This is a genomic window from Streptomyces altiplanensis (assembly GCF_053591575.1).
In genome coordinates, this window is sequence record NZ_JBSFUB010000179.1 from 1 (window position 1) to 6,495 (window position 6,495).

Genomic DNA, 6,495 nt, shown 5'->3' on the forward strand with positions numbered 1-6,495 from the left:
TGAGACGTCGAACACCTCTCTCAACGGCACAGGGGCCTCGCGCGTTGCGGGAGGCCACCCCATCACCCGACCGGTGGCCACTCTGAAAACGCTCACTATCTCCGGGGACGCCACCGGCAGCACCTTCGTCGGCGGGCAAACTGCCTGCACCGCCACAACCAACAGTGCTGGGAAAGCCACGGCGCCGACCCTGACCGCCGGCTCGGCCGACACCGGCTCCTTCACCGTCACCGTCAAGCCCACCAATGGCAACTCCCAAGCCCCCAGTATCACCTTCGCCCCCCAGGTGAAGAAGGCTCTCGGGCCGACCGGACGGAACATCCGAGTCACATTCACCGACACTACTGGCCACGAAGGGATAACGCTGCGGATTATTCGAGGCCAACTAGACTTTACTCTCGAATCCGGGCAAACCAAGGAATTCATCATCCAAGAGGGTGTCCCTTACCAGACCGTCATCAGCTTCAACGACAGCACCAATATCGACGGCTCCGTCTACTTCACCTACGACACCACGAAAAAGCATGCCAACATCGACCACAACGCCACCCAGCCTCCCATCCAGGGCAAGGAGAAACTCCACTGGGCCGACACCAGCAGAACCAACGAGTTCAGTGCTACCTGGAAGAAGGCCTGACACGCCAGTCAACGCCCTGGGGCACGCAGGCGGGCAGTCGTTTGGGCCGCCACAACTTCAGCTGGTGAGTCCCCCGGAGGGAGCGAGTAGGTCCACTCGGTCGGTGCCACGGCCCCTTCGCCGCTTCCCGTCCCCGTCAGGGTCCTTTGCATGATCGAGGTCTGTCCGGGTTCATCCTGTGAGGCCGAGGGCGGTCAGGGGCCTGCGGCAGTTGCGGGCGGTGTGACGTAGGGCGGCGGCGATGTTGGTGCGTCCGTCCTGGCGGTGGACGCCGATGGCGAGGTTGCGCAGGCCGGCCATGATGCGGGGAGGTGACCGACGTGGATTTCGGAGTCGTCCTCGCGGAAGGTGCGGTCGCGGACGTGATGCAGAAGATTCTCGATCTTCCAGTGCCCTCTGATCCAGGCCGCGAGCTGGAGGCCGGTCGCCGCGCCGGGCGGCAGGCTGGTGATCAGGTAGATGCGCTCGACGGTGAGCTTGCCGGTGGTCAGGTTCTTCCTCCAGCGCACGACTTGAAGAGCCTGGCGGGCGTCCGGGCAGTCGAGGTGGGCGAAGGCGACGGTCTTCAGCCGCCGGATCTCCAGGCGGTGGTGGGCCCGGGTGCGGTCGTGGTGGTCGAGCGTGATCTCGCGCCTGGGCAGACGGCCGACGCGGTCGAACAGGCCGGGGTGGTTGGCCTTGACTTGGGCGATGTAGTGGGCGCCACGGGTGCGGAGATAGGTGCCGTGGGGCGTGCTGGGTGTGCAGAGCATCGGCGGTGATGACCGTTCCGGTCAGGTCGATGCTGTCCAGCAGGGGCTTGAAGGCGGGGATCTCGTTGCTCTTGTCGGCGACCTGGCGCTGGGCCAGGACGTGACCGGTGTGGTCCATCGCGGCGAGGAGGGTGACGTACGGGGTGGTGGCGGTGCGTGATCCGCGCAGGGCCTTGCCGTCGACGGCGATCGCCCGCAGTCCGGGCCCGGCCGGGGTGGCCCGGGCGGCGAGGAAGGCTCCGATCGCCTGATCCAGTGCGTCGCCGTCCAGCCGCACGAGGAGACGGCGCAGGGTATGCGGGTGCGGGACGGACACCGCGCCGGTCAGCGGATCCACGGGGAAACCGAGGGCCCGGCAGGCCCAGGCGGGCGCCTCGCTGATCCATTCCGTGATCGCAGTGAGGGAGCGGGCACCGGCCAGGACACTCGCCGCGGCCGCGGTGACCAGCGCGGACAGCTGGTAACGGCGGCCTCGGACACCTCGTGGGTGGGGAAGCAGGTCCAGAAATCCGGACAGACGGACTGCGTCTACCAGCGGAGCCGACGCGGAAGCCCGGACCAGTTGTTCCAGCGAGGCGGGCACGAGGAAAGATGCAGGAGCAGGCACTGACTCACCAAGTGTTCATGGGACTTCGACACTCACATGATCACCGAGACCGTGCCTGCACTGCGTTCCCCCTGCCCGAACCGGGACGCTCACCCCTGCTTCGCGACAACTCCGGCGAACCGAGTGATTTCCGATCTTGCAAAGGACCCTGCATCCCCACCCACGTGAAAACGCCCGTGAAGGCCGTCCTCGCCCTTCACCATGCCTCTGGCTGAGGCTGAAAAGGGCTCTGTGATCCGGAATCCCCCGTCCGGAACTTCAGCGGCGGAATACCTCCATCACCGTTGCTGGCATTTCACTCCCGGTGGCGGTTCTCAATACTCGATTCAGCCGAAGGTCCGCAGCGTGAAGAAGAGTCTCATATTGCGACAAAGTGCGGACGCGCCCATTGACAAGAATCGCTTGCAGCAAGTCGATCGAGTCCAGAGTGACGTCGGACTGATCCGGACGGAGCCAGTCGACGATGACCAGAGGGGTGTCGGTTCCCATGGCATTACGACAGCAGGAGAGGATCCGTGTGCAGTTTTCGTCGTCCCAGTCGCAGAGAACGCTCTTCAACATATAGAGACCCCCGCCGTCCGGAACCTCGCGAAGAAAGCTTCCGCCGATGAAACGGACGCGGGAAGTCAGCCCTAGGTCATCTAGGGGCCGGCGTGCTTGCTCGACCACCTCCGGACGATCGAACAGGATCCCCTTTACTTCCGGATAGGAAAGCAGGATCCGAGAGAGGAATACTCCGTGACTTCCACCCACGTCCACCACCGTGTCGCGTCCCGCGAAGCTGTAGCCGGCGAGCACGCAGTCCGCCACCGTATTGGTCAGTTCGCGCATCGCACCGGCGAACCACGTGGCTTCTTCGAGATTATCGGCATAGTGTTCCCATAAATCCTTGCCCAACGCCTGCTCTGTGGTTGCCCGCCCGCTGAGCACCGCGAGGTGAGCCATCTCGGCAGGACGACTGTAACTGGGAGCAGTGAACGCCAGCACCGTGTTACGGCAAGATCCGTCCTCCCGGCGCAGCAGGGTCAACATCGGCGTTTCTTCGAACCGGCCGGAACCTGGGATTCGCCGGACCAGTCCGATGGATTCGGCGACTCGCAAGAACCTCACGACGATCTCGGGGTCGGCGGCTCCGAGCGCATCGCTCAGTTCGACCTCGTTGTGCGGCCTCTCGGCGAGGTGATCGGCGATACCCAGCCTGGCTGTGGCAGACAGCACGTTGAGAGCCAAGCCCCCTTCGAAAACGCTGAAGAGCTGTTTCCGTGCCGCCCGCCTAATGTCCGCATCCATACTTGCTTTCTCTTCCATCGGAGGGGTGATGCCCCTTTCACATGCCGACGTGCTCGACGGTTGGAAACCCTAAGGCACGGCGGGCAGTGACGGCCGCCCCGTAACCCGTTCGGCGGCGCGGCGAGGTTCGTCCGTTCGGCGCATCGTCAAGTTCGTGTGCGAGTAGGCGGCGACCAGCAGGCATGACCGGCACGCGCGATCTGCATGCTGGGAGGTACCCGTTGGAGGCCCTGAAGATGACCTGATCGGGTTGAGTTTCAGGACAATCGGGGGGTTACGTGTCGCGTCAGTCCGAAGACGGGGTACCTTCTGCTTTTCTAAGTTCGGTGATGAGATCGCGGACGGCCCGCAGTCCGAGGTTTCCCCGGGGCAGGCAACGTAGGAGATCGAAGTGCGCATTGTTTTCACCGCGCAGACCATCTATTCGCATCTCGTTCCACTGGTGCTGCCGATTGCGGCGCTCACGCAGCGGGCAGGGCACGAGGTAGTGGTCGCGACCGGAGCCGAGCTGGCGCACCACGTCGAGCGGGCGGGGCTGCGACCGTTGGTACTGCCGAACGCGATCTCGATGACGGACATCCTCGGCGATGAGGAGCTGGCCCGGAAGTCCGGCGCGCGCCTCCGGCCCGGGGTCACGACCGCCGGCACGCCGGAGATGTTCGGGTATGCCTTCATCACCCTGATGGGCAGCCGTACTGCGGCGGACTTGGTGGAGGCACTGTCATCCTGGAGACCCGACGTGGTGGTTCGCGAAACAACCGAGTACGGCGGATACCTGGCCGCCGAGTACCTCGGAATTCCGCACGCCACGCTCGACGTCATCGCACCACTCGCGCCCTACGGCCACCCTGTAGTGCTGGCAGAACTGAACCGTCAACGCGCCGCCTGGCACCTGCCGCCGGTTGTCGATCCCTTAGCTCCCCTGCGCGGTTTTCGGGCGTCGGTAGTTCCGGAGGTGTTCCACCCGGACGAACTCCGGCTGCAGAGCGGGCGTCACTACCGGGCACCGGAGACGGAAGCGGAGACACTGGACCCTGCGGTGGCGGACCTCCCTGCGGACCGGCCGCTGGTGTTGGCCAGCCTGGGTTCGATCACCGGCCGGATGCTGGGCAATGGACCGTCCCCGTTGGACACCGTCATCAAGGTGCTGGGGCAGCTGCCGGTGACCGGTGTCGTCGCGCTCGGTGCAGAGCGCGATCCCGCGGGGTGGCAGGGAGCGCGTGCCGGCAACGTTCACCTGGTGTCTTTCGTGCAGCAGAGTACGTTGTTGGCGGCGACCGACGTCTTCATTACCCACTGCGGTTTCAATGGCACGCGCGAAGCGTTCTCCTCGGGTGTTCCGATGGTCGGGCTGCCGCTGTTCGCCGAACAACCCGCCAACGCGGAGCGCATCGAGCAGCTGGGTGCCGGCCTTGCGTTGAGGCTGGAGGGCCTCAGCATCAACTCGCTGACCTCGACGGTTGAGCGAGTGCTCACCGAACCGGTGTTCCGGGCGCGCGCCAAGGGAATTCAGCGTCGCATGCTCGCGCTTCCGCCAGCCGAGCACCTCGTCGCCGACATCGAGAAGTTCGTGAACTCGTCGGCCCCAAGACCTTCCGGGAAACAGACGGTGCTTCGTCCGGCGTTTGCTGATCCGGATCGGGAAGCGGGAAAACCAGCCTCCGTACCCGAGCGAGGCTGAAAGAGTCTCACCGTTCCTGGACCTGATGAGGAACGTGTCCGCGATTTCTTTCCCGAACGCGCTTGTCGTCAGTACGCACATAGAAGCGGGACAGGGAGAAAAATGGAATCGGTACTCGCACCCGGCAACCGGGTGGTCGTCGCGGGCGGTGCGGGGTTTCTCGGCTCCCACCTGTGCGCCGCGCTCATTGCGAACGGGGTGTCGGTCGAATGCCTGGACGACCTGTCCACCGGCCGGCTCGACAACATCGCCGGGCTGGTGGATCATCCACGTTTCCGCTTTCGTCGAATCGACATCTCCGAACCGTTCGACATCGCAGATGAGGTTGCCGCCGTACTGCACCTCGCATCGCCAGCTTCGCCCATGGACTACTACAAGCTGCCGCTCGCCACGCTCCGAGCGGGCAGCGCCGGAACCTGGAACCTGCTGCGGCTTGCGGAGACGAAGCGAGCACGGTTCGTGCTGGCATCCACCTCGGAGGTGTACGGGGACCCGAAGCAACATCCGCAATCGGAAAGCTACTGGGGTCACGTCAATCCGGTCGGCCCACGGGCCGTTTACGACGAGTCGAAGCGGTTCGCCGAATCCTTGACTGCGTGTTTCCGGCGAGAGCTCGACGTAAACACCGGCATCGTCCGGATCTTCAACAGCTACGGACCTCGGATGCGTCCGGATGACGGGAGAATGGTACCGACATTCATCCGGCAGGCGCTGACCGGGCTGCCGCTGACCATCACCGGTAGCGGCGAGCAGACCAGGTCACTTTGCTTTGTGGACGACACCGTGCGCGGCCTGCTCGCGTTCACGGCCGCATCCCATTCGGGTCCGATCAATATCGGCAGCCAGGACGAGAAGACAGTTCGTAATGTCGCCGACGTGATCCGTGAACTCACTGCTTCGACCGTGCCGCTACGGTTTCTCCCGCCTTCGGTCGACGATCCGGCCAGGCGCTGCCCCGATACCTCCCTTGCTCGCGACCTGCTCGGCTGGCAGACCATGGTGCCGCTGGGGGAAGGTCTGACGCGCACTGCCGAGGCGATGGCCACGGAACTCGGCTTGCCCCTGCCTACACGGCTGGGGGCCGGCGTTGGTGGCCGATGAGAGGTTGGAGGTTGATCCCTGGGAGTGGACACCGGGTTTCATGCAAGGAGTGACAGCGTACGTGACGTGATCAGTTGCTGTTCGAACTCGGCTGGTGTGAGGTAGCCGAGTGCGGAGTGCCGACGGCGTCGGTTGTAGTACGACAGCCAGCGGAACAGCTCGAGCCGGGTCTGTGCCTTCGAGGTCCAGCGGCGGCCATGGAGCAACTCGCGTTTGAGGCCCTGGAAGAATGACTCGGCGAGGGCATTGTCATAGCTCGAGCCGACCCGGCCCATGCTGCAACGGATGCCGTGCCGGCGGCAGACCTCGGCGAAGGCGGCCGCGCTGTACTGACCGGATTCAACCGGTCGTTGCAACACCAGCTTGTTGAAGCAACTGTAGCTGCTCGTTGAATGCCTCGGCGGGTGTCTTCCAACCGAGCGTCTTG

At 64.5% G+C, this 6,495-nt stretch carries 4 protein-coding genes and 3 pseudogenes; 3 read left to right on the forward strand and 4 right to left on the reverse strand.

Annotated features, from left to right (window positions below; genetic code table 11):
• A pseudogene (locus ACWD0Y_RS35670) lies at positions 1 to 637 on the forward strand (hypothetical protein); the annotation flags it as partial.
• A 194-nt stretch (positions 638 to 831) separates the two neighbouring features.
• On the opposite strand, the gene ACWD0Y_RS35675 reads toward ACWD0Y_RS35670, so the two are convergent.
• The 3 genes and pseudogenes from ACWD0Y_RS35675 to ACWD0Y_RS35685 form a co-directional block, all read right to left on the reverse strand.
• Positions 832 to 1,389, reverse strand: a complete 558-nt coding sequence (locus ACWD0Y_RS35675; RefSeq protein ID WP_450264414.1) for an ISAs1 family transposase — start codon at positions 1,387 to 1,389, stop codon at positions 832 to 834.
• A gap of 37 nt (positions 1,390 to 1,426) precedes the next feature.
• Positions 1,427 to 1,996 (reverse strand): annotated as a pseudogene (locus tag ACWD0Y_RS35680) (transposase family protein); the annotation flags it as partial.
• A gap of 258 nt (positions 1,997 to 2,254) precedes the next feature.
• Positions 2,255 to 3,304: a methyltransferase gene (locus ACWD0Y_RS35685; protein WP_450264415.1), complete on the reverse strand. Its 1,050-nt coding sequence runs from the start codon at positions 3,302 to 3,304 to the stop codon at positions 2,255 to 2,257.
• A 373-nt stretch (positions 3,305 to 3,677) separates the two neighbouring features.
• Here ACWD0Y_RS35685 and ACWD0Y_RS35690 point away from each other — a divergent pair, with 373 nt between their 5' ends.
• Together ACWD0Y_RS35690 and ACWD0Y_RS35695 are read left to right on the forward strand one after the other, a co-directional pair.
• A complete protein-coding gene (locus ACWD0Y_RS35690; protein ID WP_450264416.1) occupies positions 3,678 to 4,967 on the forward strand; it encodes a glycosyltransferase in 1,290 nt (429 codons plus the stop codon).
• 102 nt (positions 4,968 to 5,069) lie between these two features.
• Entirely contained in the window at positions 5,070 to 6,068 is a 999-nt protein-coding gene (locus tag ACWD0Y_RS35695; RefSeq protein WP_450264417.1) for an NAD-dependent epimerase/dehydratase family protein, read from the forward strand.
• A 38-nt stretch (positions 6,069 to 6,106) separates the two neighbouring features.
• Here the strand turns inward: ACWD0Y_RS35695 and ACWD0Y_RS35700 are convergent.
• A pseudogene (locus ACWD0Y_RS35700) lies at positions 6,107 to 6,400 on the reverse strand (integrase core domain-containing protein); the annotation flags it as partial.
• Positions 6,401 to 6,495 lie beyond the last annotated feature (95 nt).